Source organism: Pantoea sp. SGAir0183 (genome assembly GCF_043545505.1).
The window spans coordinates 2,768,073-2,786,624 of sequence record NZ_CP028053.1; the positions used below are offsets into that span (position 1 = coordinate 2,768,073).

The window sequence follows — 18,552 nt, forward strand, 5'->3', positions numbered from 1 at the left end:
GCGCCTCTGCGCAAAGCCGTTAAATCTGTGACCAGCTCTGTTGAGCCAGCTGTTGTAATTGGGCATCGCCACTCTGTTCTGCGCGCAGTTGATACCAGCTGGCCACTAGCAGGTGCAGCCATGGTTGCCAGCGACGAACCTGACGCTGAAGTGAAGCCAGCGGTAACTGCATCCGCTCAGCATAGTCGGTTAGCCAACCGGTTTGCTGATCCGGCACGGCTAAACAGACGGCGGCCAGCTCCAGCGCCACATCCCCGTCCGCGGCATATTCCCAGTCGATAAGATGCAGCCCCTGCGATGACTGGATCAGGTTGGCAGGATGAACATCCATATGCAGCGGGGCAAGGCGCAACGGACGCGGCTCCCCCTGCTCTGTCAGCCGTTTTAGCTGGCGCAGCCAGCAATACTGACGCTGCTGGCACTGCTGCCAGTATTGCCACAGCAGGGGTAACAGCACGACACGATAACCGGTCAGCGGCTGGTGATGAAGCCGCTGGAGGAGCGTAATCACCTCGCACCGCTGTGCACGAAAACCCGCCTCATCCAGCACCTCACCTTCCTGCCAGGGCATAATAAGGCCATGGCGGTTACCCGCCAGCGGCGCGTTCACCAGCCCGCTGGGCTGCAACTTGCGCAACACACGGTGCTCGCGCTGGCGATTAACGAACGGTATCGCGGGATGCGGTGCCGGGCGGAGAAGATAGCGTCCCTGTGCAGTCAGGATGCGACAACTCTGCCCGGTTAAGCCCGCGAGTGAGGTCAGGTTGCCCGGCTGCTCACCCGTTGTAGCCTGAATCAGCTGTAAAAAAGCGGCATTAATTCTGGGCGACACCGTTGCCCGACCAGATAATTTCGCCCGTCTGCACCAGCATGAGCTGCATCTGGATGGTCGGCGTTTTGACGTCACCCTTCGCCGTGCTGTAAAGCACATACTGGGCGTTAACGTTACGCGCCAGGCCAATCGCTTTACTGCGTGAGTTAAGACTGTCGTCCGGCGAAAGCCCCAGCGCCTGTTTGGCCTGCGCCAGCTGCTCCGGCGACACCAGGCTGAACTTACCATTGTTGTTCAGCGCCGTCTGAATGGCACTGGTTGCCTTCTCCGACTGGAGTGAACCGTTGGTGTTGTTTTTGATACGATCCACCAACAGCACGCTGCCCGGCTGCACAGTTGCGGCACGCACCATTTGGGCGACCAGCGGCTGTACGGTGGCATCCCAGTTAATTGTCACCAGCTTTGGCGGCTGCGGAACGGGTTGAGGCTGAGGAACCGGCTGCGGCTCAGGCTGAGGAACGGGCTGAGTCTGTTCCTCGGGCTGAGTTTGCTGTTCCACGGGGGCAGGCTGCTGCTGTTTCAACACACAGCCCGAAAGAATAAGCGCCATCACCAGTGCGCCAGTACGATTAACACTGCGAATCACGTAACAGTCCTCAGAGATAGATATAGAGACGAACCTTGCTGGCCGTAAGGTTACCCAGTTGCGACACCGCAGCGACGCTGCCGTCAGGCGGCACCGTGACAATCTGCGCGGGTTCACGCGGCGTTATTTCCAGCCCTTTATCGTCGTACCAGTAATAACGATAGTGCACCACAACCGGCGTTTCACGCTGATTGTAGAGTATGCTGCTGGCACGTTTCTGACCGTCGTGGTCATCCAGCGTGGGCTCATCGGTAATAATGCCCGCTGAAAGCACGGATGATTCCATCACCAGCGACTGAGACGTATTGATCATCGGTTTATCACTACTGCAACCGGTCAGACTCAGCAAAACGGCCAGTCCTGTCAGCCATGAACGCATAGCAAGGTCCCCTTCAGGGATCAATGTGACAGCATCGGACCAAGCGGTTTACCGCCCACCAGATGCATATGAATATGGTAAACTTCCTGACCACCGTGCTGATTGCAGTTGACGATCAGGCGATAACCCTCTTTATCAATCCCTTCTTCACGCGCAATCTTCGCCGCCGCCGTGAACATCCGGCCAAGCGCCTGCTCATGTGCCGCCTCAACATCGTTGGCGGTCGGGATAAGAATGTTAGGGACAATCAGGATGTGCGTGGGGGCTTTAGGCGAGATATCGCGAAACGCCGTGACGAGTTCATCCTGATAAACCACGTCGGCGGGAATTTCGCGACGGATGATTTTACTGAAAATCGTTTCTTCAGCCATAGAGAACAGTTCCTTTAGCCTGGGTAGATAATCTCTCAGTATGCGGGAGAAATTCGTTTTCTTTCAACCTCGCGCCGCTCTTTCTTACATTAAGTGGCGGTGTTTAACGCATTTACGCCCTTGTAAGGACACGAAACGGGCCTTTCCATTTTTATCACCCCACAGTCAGTGTCGTCTCCTTTCCTGCAGCCTGCCGGGTAATGAAACGATCACGTATCTCTGGTTTTCACGCGCAGCAGCCCTGCAAACGTTGGGTCGTTGCCACAGTCTCCGCTCCCCTGCTGTCCTGGCCGGGTTGACGGATATCACCCGCTGTCTTTCCGTGCAACAACAGCCCTTTCTGCTCTACGCACTGTTGACCCCAACAGTCGGCTCATCACAGCGTGACGGGCGTTGCTTAAGTCCCTGCATTACTGAGCGGGGGCGACAGCAAAAGGTTGCAACATTTGATCATTAAAGCCCTATCATTTCTTGCCGAAACTATAAATAACGTGTCGGATTAGTTTGATCCCGAGCCCGTCGCGTTTTACACCGCTTCAGGCCGTTAAATCTTGATGCGCAATAACGTGCCTGACTGAAAACGATTACAATTAACCGTTAAACAGGATGTTAATTATGCGATTCTTACAACGCGTTAAACTGTCACACCGACTGATTTTTCTCACCGCTTTTTTTCTCATCGCCATGGTCATTATTGCCGTTATCTGTCTTCATTCCCTCAGAACACTGGCGGCATCAGAACAGCAGTTATACACATCGCGGCTTGAACCGGTTCAGATGATGAACGTGGCGGCCCGCGAAATGGCGACCCACTTTCGACGGGGCTATGCGTATGTTTTTCCGGGTGGCAACGTCACCGCGGCCGAATCCCGTCAAAATACGATAAAATTTAACCAAAAATCACAGCAGTCGGTCCAAACCGCAGTGGATTTTCTGAAACAGTCCCAGGATCCCGCGTTGGTCGCGATTACGCAAAAAGTGTTGCAGGCCTGGCCGGACTATCTGGCCTCTATGCAGCGGGTTTATGCGCTGGCGAACAATAACGACATTCCGGGCGCCCTGAAGGAAATTGCCACTCAGACCGACCGCCTGCACGTCGCTGTCAGAGATCCGCTGCTGGAGGCCGTGAAGATTTACAACGTCTCTGTGCATCAGGTCATTGATGACAATGTTTCCCACATAGACAGTACCTCGTTCACGCTCATTCTGTTAATCGGTCTGACCTTCCTCGCCGGCGGCGTACTGGGTACGCTGATTTTTATCTCCGTCATGAAGCAACTGGGGGCGGAACCGGAAGTGGCGGTCCACATGGCGGGACTGATTGCGCGCGGTGACCTTCACGGGCACAACGAAACAAAACCCGGTGATACCTCCAGCCTGATTTTTCAGTTGTCTGTGATGCGTCAGCACATCCGCGATCTGATCAGTGAAGTTCAGGACGCCGCTGAGCAGGTGGCAAAATCCTCCGCAGAAATCGCCAACGGCACGCAGGATTTGTCACGCCGTACCGAGTCTCAGGCATCTGCACTGGAAGAAACCAGCGCCTCAATGGAACAGCTCTCTTCGGCAGTACAGAGCAATGCAGATAATGCGCGGGTGGCCAATGATGTCGTCAAACACGCGTTTCAGATTGTGGCCAGCGGCGGCCAGTCCGTCTCGGATGTAGAAGAGACCATGCACGCTATCCAGGACAGCAGCAGCCGGATAGGGGAAATCATTAGCGTGATTGACGGCATTGCTTTTCAGACCAATATCCTGGCGCTTAACGCGGCGGTCGAAGCGGCCCGGGCGGGCGATCAGGGACGGGGTTTTGCTGTGGTAGCCGGTGAGGTTCGCAGTCTGGCACAACGCAGCGCCGTGGCGGCTCAGGAAATCAAAGCGTTGATTACGGAGAGCCACTCGCGGGTAGCAACCGGGGTGAATAATGTCAGCGTGGCGGGTGAGACCATGAAGGCGGTGGTGAAAGAGATTCATCGCGTTAACGATCTGGTTGCCGAAATCAGCACCGGAAGCCATGAGCAGAGCACCGGCGTGAAACAGGTCGGCATTGCCGTGGCGCAGATGGACAGCGATACGCAGCAGAATGCGGCACTGGTTGAAGAAACGGCGGCGGCCACAGCTCAGCTGCAACGGTTGTCCGATCTGCTGTTGCAGACGACCTCTAAATTTGTGACGCGTCAGGCCAGCTAAAGCCAGCCCCAAACAGGTTATCGCCGTCATGCCGTTATGTCATGCCATAAAAAAACAGCGTTGAGTCGGAACTCAACGCTGTTTATGAAAGGCAAAAACGTACGCTACGGCCTGTTACATTTTACGGATGTAGTCATCCATATCGGTTTTCAGGTTATCAGATTTGGTGCCGAAAATGGCCTGAACCCCTGAACCTGCCACGACCACACCGCGTGCACCCAGGTTTTTCAGTTCTGTTTGATCGACCTTGCTGACATCCGCCACGCTGACGCGCAGACGGGTAATACAGGCATCCAGGTTGGTAATGTTATCTTTACCGCCAAACGCCGTAACCAGTTTGCCCGCCATTTCGGTGCCGGTTGCTGATGACGACTGCTCGCTGGCGCTGTCTTCACGGCCTGGCGTTTTCAGATCCAGCTTAACGATCAGCACACGGAACACGGTGTAGTAAACCGCCGCATAAATCATCCCGATGATCGGGAACAGCCAGATTTTGCTGCTGTTACCACTCAGAACGATAAAGTCGATCAGTCCGTGAGAGAAGCTGGTACCATCACGCATGCCGAGCAGAATACAAATCGGGAACGCCAGACCGGCCAGGATCGCATGGATGACATACAGGACAGGCGCAACGAACATGAACGAGAATTCGATCGGCTCGGTAATCCCGGTCAGGAACGAGGTCAGTGCAGCCGAAATCATGATGCCGCCCACTTTCGCCCGGTTTTCTGGTTTTGCCGAATGCCAAATCGCAATGGCGGCCGCAGGCAAGCCATACATCTTAAACAGGAAGCCACCCGACAGTTTACCTGCGGTTGGGTCACCCGCCATATAGCGCGGAATATCGCCGTGGAAGACCTGACCTGCCGCATTGGTATATTCACCAATCTGCATCTGGAAAGGGACGTTCCAGATGTGGTGCAGACCAAATGGCACCAGCGCACGTTCAACCACGCCGTAAATACCAAAGGCGACCACAGGGTTCTGATAGGCTGCCCACTGTGAGAAATCCTGAATCGCTGAACCGACCGGCGGCCAGATAAATGACAGTACCAGGCCCATCGCGATAGCCGCCAGACCGGAAATAATCGGCACAAAGCGCTTGCCCGCAAAAAAGCCCAGATACTCAGGCAGCTTGATGCGATAGAAGCGGTTGAACATGTAAGCCGCGATGGAGCCGGCAATGATACCGCCCAGCACACCGGTGTCCGCCAGGTGTTTGGCCTCAATTTCTGCCGCAGGCAGATGCAGCACTAAAGGTGCCACCACGGCCATGGTTTTCACCATGATGCCATAAGCCACTACCGCCGCCAGGGCCGAAACGCCATCGTTATTGGTAAAGCCCAGCGCAACACCGATGGCAAAAATCAACGGCATATTCGCAAAGACCGAGCCGCCCGCTTCCGCCATAACATGTGAGACGACCACAGGTAACCAGCTAAAATTGGCGGAACCTACTCCTAATAAAATACCGGCGATAGGCAGAACCGACACCGGCAGCATGAGCGATTTACCAACCTTTTGTAAGTTGGCAAAAGCGTTTTTGAACATAACGTGAAACTCCTGAGTATGAGTGCGTTTTTCGCGCAGTGCGCGTGGTAAAGAGGGAGGTTCTTTACCGGTTGGCGTTATCCGCCATTTTGATTTATTACGAAGGGTAAAATAAATTACGCCTCGTTACTTTGACGGCTATCACGTTTCGCAAACCAGAGCGCTCAGACAGGTAAACATACGTGCATAACCGCCTATTTTTTCAGCGAAATCCTCTGACTCTGTTGGACAAAAACAGAGTCAGCAGCGGATATGTCGTATTTATTACAAAGCCTGAAATAAACTAACTGTCAGGCGCCGAGGCGGCTCATGGGGATATGGAAAAGCGTGGAGAAATTCTGCGTGGTGGTTGCCGCCAGCGTCTCGATATCCACGCCTTTCAGTACCGCCAGATAGTCCGCTACATCGCGTGTATAGGCCGGTTGATTTTCCTTGCCGCGATAAGGTACAGGTGCCAGATAGGGCGAATCGGTTTCAACCAGAATACGATCAAGGGGAATATAGCGTGCCGCCTCGCGGATCTGCTCAGCATTGCGGAACGTCACGATCCCTGAGAAAGAAATGTAGAACCCCATATCCAGCAGCTTCGCCGCTGTCGCCTGATCTTCCGTAAAACAGTGTAGTACACCGCCGCAGCGTTCAACCTGTTCTTCACGCAGAATCGCCAGAGTATCTTCACGCGCATCACGCGTATGCACGATGATCGGCTTGTTCAGCGCGATCCCGGTACGGATATGCTCGCGAAACGAGTGCTGCTGCTGCGCTTTGGTTTCCTGCTGGTAATAATAATCCAGTCCGGTTTCACCCAAGGCCACCACCTGTGGATCGGCGGCCAGCCGACGGAATTCGTCGACATCGTAAGGTTCCTCCTGATTCAGCGGATGTACACCGCAGGAGAGTGCGATATTTTCGCGACCGCCTACCAGCGCCTTTAACGTGCTAAAGCCAGGTAACGTTGTGGCAATCGCCAGCATAAACCTGACGTCGCGCGCTGCCGCTTTGGCGATCACGTCATCAAGATCCTGATGGGTTTTTTCATAGTCAAGGCCATCAAGATGGCAGTGGGAATCAACAATAAACATAGTTTTCTCAGTCAGCCGGGTACTGCGGGCTTCAGGTTGTCCGCCCAGCTCAGTAGCCTGTCAGTTAACAAAAGTTCACGATTCACTGCCGCAACCTCTGACAGCGTTTCGCGGCAGCGCATCCAGTCCTGAGCGCTGTTGTTCAGCGCCGTTTGCGAGAAATGCTGCGCCAGCATCGCCACCACATCCTGACGATCCACATTGGTCAGCCACTGTGCCGCACCCTGCTGCCACTTGATGGCATCCAGTATCAACGCCAGCAGCCAGCCTATGCGCGTGCCTGGGTTATCAGTATTCAGTACTGGAAGCAGTTGCAGGATGTCCTGTTGCAGGGCGCTGGCAAGGGCATCACAGAGTGCCTGCCTTGCCTGCCATGCTCGCTCATCCAGCAGCGCCAGGGCGGCACCGGGCGCGCCTGCACTCAGGCGCAGCGCAGCCAGTAAGTGTGACTCGTCATACGCTCCCTGCTTTCTGAGCCATGCGAGACTGTGGGCTTCGTCTGGCGGTGCCAGCGTTAACACCATACAGCGGCTGCGCAGCGTCGCCAGCAAACGCGAAGGTTCACGACTGCTCAGAAAGAACCAGCTGTTTGCCGGCGGTTCTTCAAGGGTTTTCAGCAAGGCGTTCGCTGCCGCATCACTGAGCTGCGACGCATCGGGTAGCCAGACGACTTTAGCCCCGCCCTGCTGTGCATGGTGGTACATTTTTTCCGTCACCTGGCGCACGGCATCAATGCCGAGCGTGGCTTTGCCTTTTTCGGCTTCCAGCCGGTACCAGTCAGGATGCGTGTTTGCCTGCATCAGTTGACAGCCATGACAGTGACCGCAGCTTTTCAGTCCGTCGCGGCGCTGACACATCAGCCAGCGGCTCATTCCCCACACCAGGGCATCATCGCCCATGCCTTCCATGGCATTCACCAGCAGCGCGTGATGCGCGCGATCCGCCTGGTGCTGTGCAATCACCTGCCGGTAAGGCTGGTTTAGCCAGGGATACCAGTTCATGCCCGCTGTTCCGCCAGCCAGGCAGACAATGTGGATTGCAGCGCGGTGGTCACCTGTTCCAGAGGCTGCGTCGCATCGATTGTCCGAATCGTCGCATCTTCCGCCGCCAGGGCCAGGTAGCGGTCACGCGTGCGTTCGAAAAAGCGCAGTGACTCCTGCTCGATGCGATCCAGCGCACCACGAGCGCGGGCACGTTGTAATCCTGTTTCCGGTGTGACATCCAGATACAACGTCAGGTCAGGACGAAAATCCCCCAGCACCGTATCACGCAATGTACGCATCAGTTCGGCATCAACCCCACGGCCGCCGCCCTGGTAAGCCTGAGAGGAGAGATCATGCCGATCGCCCACCACCCAGGCGCCGCGCGCAAGGGCCGGTTTAATCACGGTTTCGACCAGCTGGACACGGGCGGCGTACAGCATTAACAGTTCCGCTTTATCGGTCACCTGCTCGCCCTCAATGCCCTGCTTCACCAGAATACGGAGCTGTTCAGCCAGCGGCGTACCGCCGGGTTCACGGGTAAAGACGATGTCTTCAATCCCGTGTGCCTGTAACGTTGCCACAATGGCCTCACGGGCCGTGGTTTTTCCCGCGCCTTCCAGGCCCTCAATCACAATAAACTTACTGTCCATTTTTTTCCTTTAACGCAAGCCGGTAAGCCTGGACGGCCTTGTTATGGCTGGCAAGATTGGTCGTGAACGTATGTCCACCTTTGCCATCCGCCACAAAATAGAGGTAATTGGTCTTTTCCGGATGGGCGGCGGCAATCAATGAGGCCTTACTCGGCATCGCAATCGGGCCTGGCGGCAAACCACTGATGATATAGGTATTGTAAGGCGTCGCTGTTTCCAGATCTTTGCGCGTCAGCGTGCCATTGTAGGCTGCGCCCATACCGTAAATCACGGTCGGATCGGTCTGCAGGCGCATGCCCGTCCGCAGTCGGTTAATAAACACAGAGGCCACTTTCGCCCGCTCTTCGCTGACGCCCGTCTCTTTTTCAATGATCGACGCCATCGTCACCATCTCCTGCTCATTCTTGTAGGGCAGGTTGTCCATGCGGCCTTGCCAGACTTCATCAACCATCTTTTGCATTCGCTGATGCGCACGCGTCAGCAACGCAATATCCGTTGTATTGGCGGTATACAGATAGGTATCCGGACAGAAGCTCCCTTCCAGCTGATTTTCATCCAGCCTGAGCGCCTTTGCCACGGTGGCATACTTATCATCAGGCAACGTATGTTTTACATAGGGTGCCTGGCGTAATTCACTCAGCCACTCCTGCAGGCGTTGTCCTTCTACAAAGCGCAGCGGGAACTGGGCCTCTTTGCCGCTGGCCAGCAATGCCAGTAGCTCGCGCACCGTCATTGACGGTTCCAGACGATAGGTCCCGGCTTTGAATTTTGCCAGTTCAGGCTCAAACTTAAGCAACGCGCCAAACCAGATGCTGTGGGGAATAATATGCTGACTTTCCAGCTGGGCTTCTAACGCCACACGGCCCGTCCCAGCGGGCAGCGTGTAAATCGTTTCCTGGGAAAGGGGCAGACGGCTGGCAGCAAGTTGCTTCACCTGCCAGTAGCTGACGCCTGCGGCCGCCAGCAGCACTGCCAGCACACCCGCAATAATTTTTTTGCTTCGACTCATTCTGCTTCCATTATCGTTTTACAGCTTGCCTGTAGCTGGTTAAACAATGTGCGTTGATGAAAGGTCACCGCATCAAGTTGTCGAACGGGCAAGACAGGCATGAGCGTATTACAGATGACAATTTCGTCTGCGGCTAACAGCGACGCCAGCGTCGCCTGCACCACCTGACAACTCTGTCCTGCTGCACGTATTTGCGCCATCAGATTCTGCCGCATAATGCCGTCAACGCCAGCCTGATCCAGCCGGGGCGTAAAGATCGTGTTGCCGCTCCGCCAGAATAAATTGGCCGCACAGCATTCCACCACCCAACCTTCGGTGTCAAGCACCAGGGCTTCATCCGCGTCTGTCTGCTCAAGATGGGCACGAATCATCACCTGTTCAAGCCGGTTGAGATGTTTTAGCCCGGCAAACTGGGGGTTGCGTGCCAGCCGGACCGGACTGACCACCAGCCTGACACCGGTATTTTCTAACGCAGCATAGTGTCCGGGCCAGTCAGAGACCGAGACAATGCGCGTCGGCCCGCTACAGCCCGCACGACTGTAACCGCGTCCCCCACTGCCTGCGCTGATAATGACTTTAAGCACCGCGCTGTCATGGCCCGAGGCCGCCTGCAGCATTTCCCCCGCCAGAGCCTGCCAGTCAACATTCTGTAACCACAGGCGTTCGCAGCTTTGCTGTAGCCGCTGAATATGCCAGTCAAACAGCGCGATATTGCCCTTGATGATAGCGGCCGTGGTAAAGCAGCCATCGCCAAATTGTACAGCGCGATCGCGGGCCGTGAGATGGGATTGTTCGATGCCGTTAATCCACATTACCGCGTCTCCCGTATCGATATCGTGGTTGTCATGACGGTGATTTTATCGGTTTCTCTTCGTCTCTGGACAGAAAAAAGGCCCGCATAGCGGGCCTTTTAAGCAATCATAAACGCCAGGTTTAGATTTTACGGAAAATCAGTGAACCGTTAGTGCCACCGAAACCGAAAGAGTTACACAGCGTATATTCCAGTCCAGACACCTGACGTGCAGTGTGAGGAACGAAATCAAGATCGCAACCTTCGTCCGGGTTATCCAGGTTCAGGGTCGGTGGAACCGCCTGATCGCGCAGCGCCAGAATCGAATAGATCGATTCAACCGCGCCTGCCGCACCCAGTAAATGGCCGGTCATCGACTTAGTTGAGCTGACCATAACCTTGCTGGCAGCCTCACCAAACACTGATTTCACCGCCTGCGCTTCGGCTTTATCGCCTGCTGGCGTTGACGTGCCATGCGCGTTGACGTAACCGATCCTGTCAGGCGTCATCTGTGCATCACGCAGCGCATTGATCATCGCTGCGGCTGCGCCAGAGCCGTCTTCCGGTGGCGAGGTCATGTGATAGGCATCGCTGCTCATCCCAAAGCCCACGATTTCCGCGTAGATTTTAGCGCCACGCTTCTTAGCATGCTCGTACTCTTCCAGTACGATAATGCCCGCGCCGTCGCCCAGTACAAAACCATCACGGTCTTTATCCCATGGGCGGCTTGCCGCCTGCGGGTTGTCGTTACGTGTAGACAGTGCACGCGCCGCGCCAAACCCACCTACACCCAATGGTGTACTGGCTTTTTCCGCGCCACCTGCCAGCATCACGTCAGCATCGTTATAAGCGATGATACGTGCCGCATGACCAATGTTGTGAACGCCAGAAGTACAGGCGGTCGCAATGGAAATGCTGGGGCCTTTCAGGCCATACATGATGGTGAGATGTCCCGCCACCATATTGACGATTGTGGAAGGCACGAAGAAAGGGCTGATTTTACGCGGACCGCCGTTCACCAGCGAGGTATGGTTTTCTTCAATCAGACCCAAACCACCGATGCCCGAACCAATTGCCGCGCCAATCCGGCCTGCATTTTCCTCGGTCACTTCAAGACCGCTGTCCTGCATGGCCTGAATGCCTGCCACGATGCCGTACTGAATGAAGTCATCCATCTTGCGTTGATCTTTACGGGAAATAAAGTCATCGCAATTGAAATCTCTTACCAGACCTGCAAAGCGTGTTGCATAGGCGCTGGTATCAAAATGGTCGATCAGGTTAATGCCGCTCTGACCGGCAAGGAGAGCACTCCAGGTAGACTCTACGGTATTGCCGACAGGAGACAACATGCCAAGACCAGTCACAACTACACGACGCTTAGACACGTTCGTCCTCCAGGGAGGGAAAAAAATGACTATTGTGGGGCAAACATAAAACTCAGGCGGTCAATTGACCGCCTGAAGATATTCATTAGCCTTTGTGGCTATTGATATAGTCGATCGCTGCCTGAACGGTAGTGATTTTCTCAGCTTCTTCGTCTGGAATTTCAGTATCAAACTCTTCTTCCAGAGCCATTACCAGCTCAACGGTATCAAGAGAATCGGCACCCAGGTCTTCTACGAAAGATGCAGAGTTGGTCACTTCTTCCTCTTTCACACCCAGCTGCTCACTGATGATTTTCTTAACGCGTTGTTCGATATCGCTCATACTATTTAATTTCCTATCAAAACTCGCTTTCGCGATGGTTTTCGTAGTGTATAAAATGTTGAAAAAGATGCAACAAAATCCCGGCTGGTCTAACCACGATTTACGCTATTGTGCGGTTTTATACGCAAATAATGCAAATGATTTCGTGATTATCAGACCATATACATGCCGCCATTGACGTGCAGCGTCTCACCCGTGATGTAGGCTGCTTCGTCAGAGGCTAAGAATGCAACAGCATTAGCAATTTCCTGCGCTTCGCCTAAGCGACCCGCAGGCACTTCTGCCAGAATACCGGAACGTTGATCTTCGTTCAGTGCCCGCGTCATGTCGGTCTCTATGAAGCCCGGAGCCACGACGTTGACGGTAATGCCACGTGACGCGATTTCCCGCGCCAGTGATTTGCTAAAGCCAATCAAACCCGCTTTTGCTGCAGCATAGTTTGCCTGACCCGCATTACCCATGGTTCCGACAACGGAACCAATGGTGATGATACGTCCCATGCGCTTTTTCATCATGGCACGCATCACCGCCTTAGAAAGACGGAAAACTGATGTGAGGTTGGTATCAAGGATATCCTGCCACTCATCGTCTTTCATACGCATCAGTAAATTATCACGCGTAATGCCTGCATTATTGACCAAAATGTCCACTTCGCCAAATTCAGCGCGAATTTTCTCTAAAACGCTGTCGATGGAAGCGGCATCTGTCACATTTAACAGCAGGCCCAGTCCCTTATCGCCAAGGTAAGCACTGATCGCATCGGCACCACTTTGGCTGGTTGCAGTTCCCACCACTTTTGCACCACGTGCAGCCAGGGTTTCTGCAATCGCACGGCCAATGCCGCGGCTCGCGCCCGTTACCAGCGCTACTTTACCTTCAAAGCTCATGATTTTCCTCTTATTCCTGTGCAAGTGCCGCAGTCAATGACGCAGTATCGTTCACCGCTGCCGCAGACAGGCCATCTACGATACGTTTGGTCAGGCCAGTGAGCACTTTACCCGGACCCATTTCAATCAGTTGCGTCACGCCCTGCGCAGCCATCGCCTCTACGCTTTCTGTCCAGCGTACCGGGCTATAAAGCTGGCGAATCAGCGCCTGACGAATCGCGTCGGCATCCGTTTCGGCTTTCACGTCGACGTTGTTAATCACCGGCACCTGGGGTGCCTTAAAGGTGAGCGTTTCCAGCGTCAGTGCCAGTTTTTCCGCCGCAGGCTTCATCAGTGCACAATGCGAAGGTACGCTGACCGGCAACGGCAACGCGCGCTTGGCGCCCGCCGCTTTACAGGCCGCGCCTGCACGTTCTACCGCATCTTTGTTACCCGCGATAACGACCTGGCCTGGCGAATTGAAGTTCACCGGCGAAACGACTTCACCCTGCGCACTTTCTTCACAGGCTTTCGCAATGGCCGCATCATCAAGCCCGATGATCGCCTGCATGGCACCGGTGCCTTCTGGCACGGCTTCCTGCATCAGTTTACCGCGCAGTTCAACCAGTTTGATTGCGTCTGCGAAATCCAGTACGCCCGCACAGACCAGCGCAGAATATTCGCCCAGGCTGTGGCCCGCCATCAGCACAGGCTGTTTGCCCCCCTGCTGCTGCCAGACACGGTAAATCGCCACGGAAGCGGCCAGCAGCGCAGGCTGCGTCTGCCAGGTTTTGTTCAACTCTTCCGCGGGGCCCTGGCTCACTAACTGCCACAGATCATAACCGAGGGCCTCAGAGGCTTCACGGAACGTCTCTTCAACCACCGGATAAGCGGCAGCGAGTTCTGTCAACATGCCCACAGACTGTGAGCCCTGACCTGGGAAAACAAAAGCAAGTTGCGTCATTTTCAGTTCCTGTCAATCAAAAGCGAACCAGCGCAGAACCCCAAGTGAATCCACCACCAAAGGCTTCCAGCAAAATAAGTTGTCCGGGTTTGATGCGGCCATCGCGCACGGCTTCATCCAGTGCGCTGGGCACCGATGCGGCTGAGGTATTTCCATGACGATCCAGCGTGACCACCACTTTTTCCATGGTCATGCCCAGTTTTTTCGCCGTGGCGCTGATAATGCGAAGGTTTGCCTGATGCGGCACCAGCCAGTCCAGCTCTTCACGCGCAATGTTGTTCGCCTGCAAGGTCTCATCAACGATGTGCGCCAGTTCTGTCACGGCCACTTTGAAGACTTCATTACCTGCCATTGTCAGGTAAGCGGGTTGATCCTGATGCGCGCGATCCTGATAAGGCAGCGTCAGCAATTTGGCGTAACGGCCATCAGCATGCAGATGGGTAGAAATGATGCCCTGCTCTTCACTTTGACCCAGTACCACTGCGCCCGCACCGTCACCGAACAGAATGATCGTGCCACGATCTTCAGGATCGAGCGTACGCGCCAGGACATCAGAACCGATGACCAGCGCATGTTTCACTGCACCATTTTTGATGTATTGATCGGCAACGCTTAACGCATAAGTAAAGCCTGCACAGGCCGCGGCCAGGTCAAACGCGGCGCAATCTTTGATTTCAAGCATCTGCTGAATCAGGCAGGCAGAGCTGGGGAAGGCATGACTGGAAGACGTGGTCGCCACAATGATCAGGCCCACGTCATTGGCATCGACGCCCGCCATCTCCAGGGCACGTTGTGCTGCCTGGTGGCCCATACTTGCAACAGTCTCATCCGGCGCAGCAATACGGCGCTCACGGATGCCGGTACGGGTAACAATCCACTCGTCCGAGGTCTCCACCATTTTTTCCAGGTCGGCATTGGTGCGGACCTGGCTGGGCAAATAACTGCCCGTACCGATAATTTTGGTAAACATCTAGGCTTTGTCACTCCTGGCTAATACAGCGTCCAGACGGGCGGCAATGTGTTCAGGAACCTGCCGCCTCACCGCCTGCTCGGCCTGATTGATCGCCATGGCAAAGGCATGTTGATTTGCTGCGCCATGACTCTTGATCACTGTCCCGCGCAATCCTAACAGACAAGCGCCATTATACTGGTCGGGGTTGAGATGGCCGAAACGCCTGACCAAACGCTTTTTAACCCAGCGCCCCAGCAACGTCAGCCACCACGACCGCTTTTCACCTTCTCCCGATGATTTCAGCAGAGAAAGGAACATTCTTACCACGCCTTCCATTGTCTTCAGTGTGATGTTTCCAGCGAAACCATCACAAACCAGCACGTCCGTTTTGCCGGTCAGCAAATCATTACCTTCAAGGTAACCAATGTAATTAATTTGCGGTAATGCCTTCAGAATTAACGCCGCATCGCGAATGCTTTCAAGCCCTTTATGCTCTTCATGGCCAATATTGAGAAGTGCCACGCGGGGATGCGCTATGCCTAACACTTCTTCGGCCATGACCGCGCCCATCACCGCAAACTGCACCAGCATCGCACTGTCAGAATCGACGTTGGCACCTAAATCCAGAATGACCGTCTTTCCCTGATGTTGGTGGGGTAAAACGGTCATCAACGCCGGACGCTTAATGCCGTCCAGCGGCTTCAGTAATAATGTCGCCAGCCCCATCAGCGCGCCGGTATTGCCGCTGCTGACGCAGGCCTCTGCCCGCCCTTCTTTCACCAACTCTAACGCCACTCGCATTGAACTGCCGCGGCTGTTACGTATGGCTTGTGCGGGTCGCGCATCACTTGCAATAACGGATTCGGCAGGAACAACCTGCAAACGCGCCAGCAGGGCGGAATCGGCTTTGGCAAGCAATGGCGTGAGAATGTCGGGGTCTCCGACCAGAAGAAGGATAAGTTCCGAATGAGAGGCCAGTGCCTGCAATGCTGCAGGCACCGTCACGCAGGGACCGAAATCCCCGCCCATGGCATCGATAGCCAGGGTCAAACGTGTCAAGGTATCGCCTTGCTAAGCAAAGATCTTACTTAACGATAACCTTGCGACCGCGGTAGTAACCATCCGCAGTGATGTGGTGACGCAGATGAGTTTCACCAGAAACTTTATCTACTGACAGAGCAGCAGTGGTCAGCGCATCGTGCGAACGACGCATACCACGCTTAGAACGGGTGGGTTTATTCTGTTGTACGGCCATGGACCTTACTCCTATTACTTACGCTTTAAACTGGCTAATACGGCAAATGGGTTTGGTTTTTCTGCCTCTGCAGGCAATTGGCCAAAGACCATGTCCGCCTCGGACACTTCACAGTGTTCAGAATCGTGCACCGGAACCACAGGCAGCGCGAGAATAACTTCATCCTCGATAACCGCCAGCAAGTCGATCTCACCGAATTCGTTGACATCAACCGGCTCGTACGCTTCCGGCAACGCCTCGGCCTGCTCATCAGATGAAACAGGACTGAAGCAATAGCTTACGTGAACATGATGTGGAAAAACCTGGTTGCAGCGCTGACAACGAAGCGTAACCTCAACATCAGCAGTACCCGTCAGTACTGCCAGACGCTGGTTATCAACCGCGAACGACATGGCACATTCAACATCACTGTCCACACTGACGACCGACTCAGCCACACGCTCTACCTGTTGCGAGGTATAAACACCCTGGTAATCAAGGCGTTTTTGAGCGGTGCGGACGGGGTCCAGCGTCAGGGGTAATTTTACCTTTTGCATAGGGCGCGCATATTAACTTTGTAATCACATAGAGTCAAAGAAAAAGGCCGTTGGACAGCATCTTTCAACCACTATTCGCATCCAGTGCGGCGCACAGTTTAAAATGACTGCCACCAATTCGCTATCAATATTGAAAAAAAATGACAGCATCGATTCTTTTAGCATCAACCTCACCGTTTCGTCAGGCGCTGCTGAGCAAGCTTGGCCTGCCTTTTACAGTAGATTCACCCCAGACAGATGAAACCCCGTTAGAAAATGAACGCGCAGAGGATCTGGTTACGCGCCTGGCCATAGCCAAAGCTCAGGCGCTGGCTGAGCGTTATCCACATCACTGGATCATTGGTTCCGATCAGGTCTGCGTCCTTAACGGCAGGATTACCGGAAAACCCCATACGGCGCAGAACGCAGAAGCACAGCTGCGCGCTGCCAGTGGCAACCGCGTAACCTTTTACACCGGCCTCGCCCTCTACCACCCTGCCAGCCAGCGGCTGATGCAGTGCTGCGAACCTTTTACCGTGCATTTCCGCACGCTGAGTCAGGCCGACATCACCAACTATATAAAGAAAGAGCAACCGCTCCAGTGCGCCGGCAGTTTCAAAAGTGAAGGACTGGGCATCTGCTTATTTGACCGGCTTGAAGGGCGCGATCCGAATGCGTTGGTGGGACTGCCGCTTATCGCGCTCAGCGCGATGCTGCGTGAAGCGGGCATCAATCCCTTAGGAGCGTGATGCCGCCCTGCGTCAGTTTTTTTGCTGGCGCAGCTTCGTCAGGCACTGCTGTAACGTGTCATCCAGCGGCGCTTCCATACGCAGGGTCTCCCCTGTATTCGGGTGCGTAAATGTCAACGCAGCCGCGTGCAGGAACAGCCGATCCAGCCCCGTAGAGGCCAGTTTGCTGTCAAAGTCACGCTCGCCGTAACGATCGTCAAAGGCGATGGGATGACCGGCGTGCAAGGTGTGTACACGAATCTGGTGCGTACGCCCGGTTACCGGACTGGCTTTGACCAGCGTGGCAAACGCAAAACGTTCTTCCACTTTAAAGCGGGTTTCCGACGGTTTGCCGTCACTGCTGACACGCACCATACGTTCACCGCTTTGCAGGATATTTTTCAGCAGCGGCGCCTGAACCACTTTGATATGCGAGGGCCAGTTGCCCTGCACCAGCGCAAGATAATCTTTCTGCATGCCCTTCTCACGCAGCTGTTCATGCAGCGAACGCAATGCTGAGCGCTTTTTGGCCACCAGTAAAATGCCGGACGTATCGCGGTCAAGGCGATGTACCAGCTCCAGAAAGCGCGCTTCCGGACGCAGGGCGCGCAGTCCTTCAATCACACCAAAGCTTAAGCCGCTGCCGCCGTGTACGGCTGTACCGGACGGTTTGTTCATGACCAGCAAATGATCGTCTTCAAAGAGGATGGCGTTAGCCAGTGAGGCAACTTTGGCCAGTTTGGGCGAGACAGCGTCCTCATCACGCTCCGCCACACGTACTGGCGGAATGCGCACCTCATCGCCCTCTTCGAGTTTATATTCAGGCTTGATGCGTTTTTTATTCACGCGCACTTCACCTTTTCGCACGATGCGATAAATCATGCTCTTCGGCACGCCCTTTAACTGGGTGCGCAAAAAGTTATCAATACGTTGTCCGGCGTTTTCAGCCGTGATGGCGACAAACTGTACGCCGGGATTCTCTGTTTTCATGGCGGCGATTCTAAATAGTGTCCCCTGATAGCGCCACCCCTTTTTATGTGCTTAACTCTCTGCGTAGCGTCGGGATGAGCAATCAGATTGCTGGCATTTTCAACAGCCTGAATGCGCTTTCTGCCGCAGGGTTCTTAAAATGTAAAGAAAAT

The 18,552-nt window shown here is 54.6% G+C and carries 21 protein-coding genes; 2 read left to right on the top strand and 19 right to left on the bottom strand.

Translation table 11 applies throughout. The features are described 5' to 3' along the window. Positions 1–19: 19 nt before the first annotated feature. The 4 genes from thiK to hinT are packed head-to-tail and all read right to left on the bottom strand — an operon-like array spanning position 20 to position 2,168. Entirely contained in the window at positions 20–832 is an 813-nt protein-coding gene (gene thiK / locus C1N59_RS12845) for a thiamine kinase (RefSeq protein WP_394549678.1), read from the bottom strand. Continuing rightward, positions 816–1,418 (bottom strand): penicillin-binding protein activator LpoB, encoded by a 603-nt coding sequence (gene lpoB / locus C1N59_RS12850; RefSeq protein WP_394549680.1) that lies wholly within the window; start codon positions 1,416–1,418, stop codon positions 816–818. The genes thiK and lpoB overlap by 17 nt, the downstream gene beginning before the upstream one ends. Positions 1,419–1,428: 10 nt before the next feature. After that, the gene (locus C1N59_RS12855; protein WP_033737550.1) at positions 1,429–1,797 is read right to left on the bottom strand and encodes a YcfL family protein; all 369 of its coding nucleotides are present in this window, start codon (positions 1,795–1,797) and stop codon (positions 1,429–1,431) included. A 20-nt stretch (positions 1,798–1,817) separates the two neighbouring features. Next, complete coding sequence (hinT, locus tag C1N59_RS12860; RefSeq protein ID WP_006118842.1) at positions 1,818–2,168, bottom strand: purine nucleoside phosphoramidase; 351 nt, start codon at positions 2,166–2,168, stop codon at positions 1,818–1,820. A 615-nt stretch (positions 2,169–2,783) separates the two neighbouring features. Between hinT and C1N59_RS12865 the strand changes: the two genes are divergently transcribed. Next, the gene (locus tag C1N59_RS12865) at positions 2,784–4,358 is read left to right on the top strand and encodes a methyl-accepting chemotaxis protein (protein WP_394549682.1); all 1,575 of its coding nucleotides are present in this window, start codon (positions 2,784–2,786) and stop codon (positions 4,356–4,358) included. 114 nt (positions 4,359–4,472) lie between these two features. On the opposite strand, the gene ptsG is transcribed toward C1N59_RS12865, so the two are convergent. From ptsG to yceD, 14 genes are all read right to left on the bottom strand, one after another. Beyond that, positions 4,473–5,909 (bottom strand): PTS glucose transporter subunit IIBC, encoded by a 1,437-nt coding sequence (gene ptsG / locus C1N59_RS12870; RefSeq protein WP_006118840.1) that lies wholly within the window; start codon positions 5,907–5,909, stop codon positions 4,473–4,475. A 290-nt stretch (positions 5,910–6,199) separates the two neighbouring features. Beyond that, a complete protein-coding gene (locus tag C1N59_RS12875; RefSeq protein ID WP_394549683.1) occupies positions 6,200–6,991 on the bottom strand; it encodes a metal-dependent hydrolase in 792 nt (263 codons plus the stop codon). An 11-nt stretch (positions 6,992–7,002) separates the two neighbouring features. Further along, positions 7,003–7,992: a DNA polymerase III subunit delta' gene (gene holB / locus C1N59_RS12880; protein WP_033737552.1), complete on the bottom strand. Its 990-nt coding sequence runs from the start codon at positions 7,990–7,992 to the stop codon at positions 7,003–7,005. Next, entirely contained in the window at positions 7,989–8,624 is a 636-nt protein-coding gene (gene tmk / locus C1N59_RS12885) for a dTMP kinase (RefSeq protein ID WP_164483135.1), read from the bottom strand. The genes holB and tmk overlap by 4 nt, the downstream gene beginning before the upstream one ends. Further along, complete coding sequence (gene yceG, locus C1N59_RS12890) at positions 8,614–9,633, bottom strand: cell division protein YceG (protein ID WP_394549684.1); 1,020 nt, start codon at positions 9,631–9,633, stop codon at positions 8,614–8,616. The genes tmk and yceG overlap by 11 nt, the downstream gene beginning before the upstream one ends. Continuing rightward, complete coding sequence (gene pabC, locus C1N59_RS12895; protein ID WP_394549686.1) at positions 9,630–10,445, bottom strand: aminodeoxychorismate lyase; 816 nt, start codon at positions 10,443–10,445, stop codon at positions 9,630–9,632. Before pabC ends, yceG begins: the two co-directional genes overlap by 4 nt. 121 nt (positions 10,446–10,566) lie before the next feature. Next, positions 10,567–11,808, bottom strand: coding sequence for a beta-ketoacyl-ACP synthase II (fabF, locus tag C1N59_RS12900; RefSeq protein ID WP_033737555.1), 1,242 nt, complete (start codon positions 11,806–11,808; stop codon positions 10,567–10,569). Positions 11,809–11,893: 85 nt separating this feature from the next. After that, positions 11,894–12,130: an acyl carrier protein gene (gene acpP, locus C1N59_RS12905; RefSeq protein WP_003849865.1), complete on the bottom strand. Its 237-nt coding sequence runs from the start codon at positions 12,128–12,130 to the stop codon at positions 11,894–11,896. 152 nt (positions 12,131–12,282) lie between these two features. Further along, the gene (gene fabG / locus C1N59_RS12910; RefSeq protein WP_006118833.1) at positions 12,283–13,017 is read right to left on the bottom strand and encodes a 3-oxoacyl-ACP reductase FabG; all 735 of its coding nucleotides are present in this window, start codon (positions 13,015–13,017) and stop codon (positions 12,283–12,285) included. 10 nt (positions 13,018–13,027) lie between these two features. Further along, entirely contained in the window at positions 13,028–13,960 is a 933-nt protein-coding gene (fabD, locus tag C1N59_RS12915; protein ID WP_006118832.1) for an ACP S-malonyltransferase, read from the bottom strand. A gap of 16 nt (positions 13,961–13,976) precedes the next feature. Then, positions 13,977–14,930, bottom strand: a complete 954-nt coding sequence (locus tag C1N59_RS12920) for a beta-ketoacyl-ACP synthase III (protein WP_006118831.1) — start codon at positions 14,928–14,930, stop codon at positions 13,977–13,979. Then, entirely contained in the window at positions 14,931–15,971 is a 1,041-nt protein-coding gene (gene plsX, locus C1N59_RS12925; RefSeq protein ID WP_283787263.1) for a phosphate acyltransferase PlsX, read from the bottom strand. A gap of 25 nt (positions 15,972–15,996) precedes the next feature. After that, the gene (gene rpmF, locus C1N59_RS12930; RefSeq protein WP_003849870.1) at positions 15,997–16,167 is read right to left on the bottom strand and encodes a 50S ribosomal protein L32; all 171 of its coding nucleotides are present in this window, start codon (positions 16,165–16,167) and stop codon (positions 15,997–15,999) included. Between the two features lie 14 nt (positions 16,168–16,181). Continuing rightward, positions 16,182–16,703 carry a 23S rRNA accumulation protein YceD gene (yceD, locus tag C1N59_RS12935; protein WP_006118829.1) on the bottom strand — a complete coding sequence of 174 codons (522 nt, stop codon included), beginning with the start codon at positions 16,701–16,703 and terminating at the stop codon, positions 16,182–16,184. Between the two features lie 140 nt (positions 16,704–16,843). On the opposite strand from yceD, the gene C1N59_RS12940 reads away from it, so the two are divergent. Next, positions 16,844–17,431 (top strand): Maf family protein, encoded by a 588-nt coding sequence (locus C1N59_RS12940; RefSeq protein WP_006118828.1) that lies wholly within the window; start codon positions 16,844–16,846, stop codon positions 17,429–17,431. 12 nt (positions 17,432–17,443) lie between these two features. Here C1N59_RS12940 and rluC read toward each other — a convergent pair whose 3' ends face one another. Then, complete coding sequence (gene rluC / locus C1N59_RS12945; RefSeq protein WP_039341117.1) at positions 17,444–18,400, bottom strand: 23S rRNA pseudouridine(955/2504/2580) synthase RluC; 957 nt, start codon at positions 18,398–18,400, stop codon at positions 17,444–17,446. Positions 18,401–18,552: the final 152 nt, after the last annotated feature.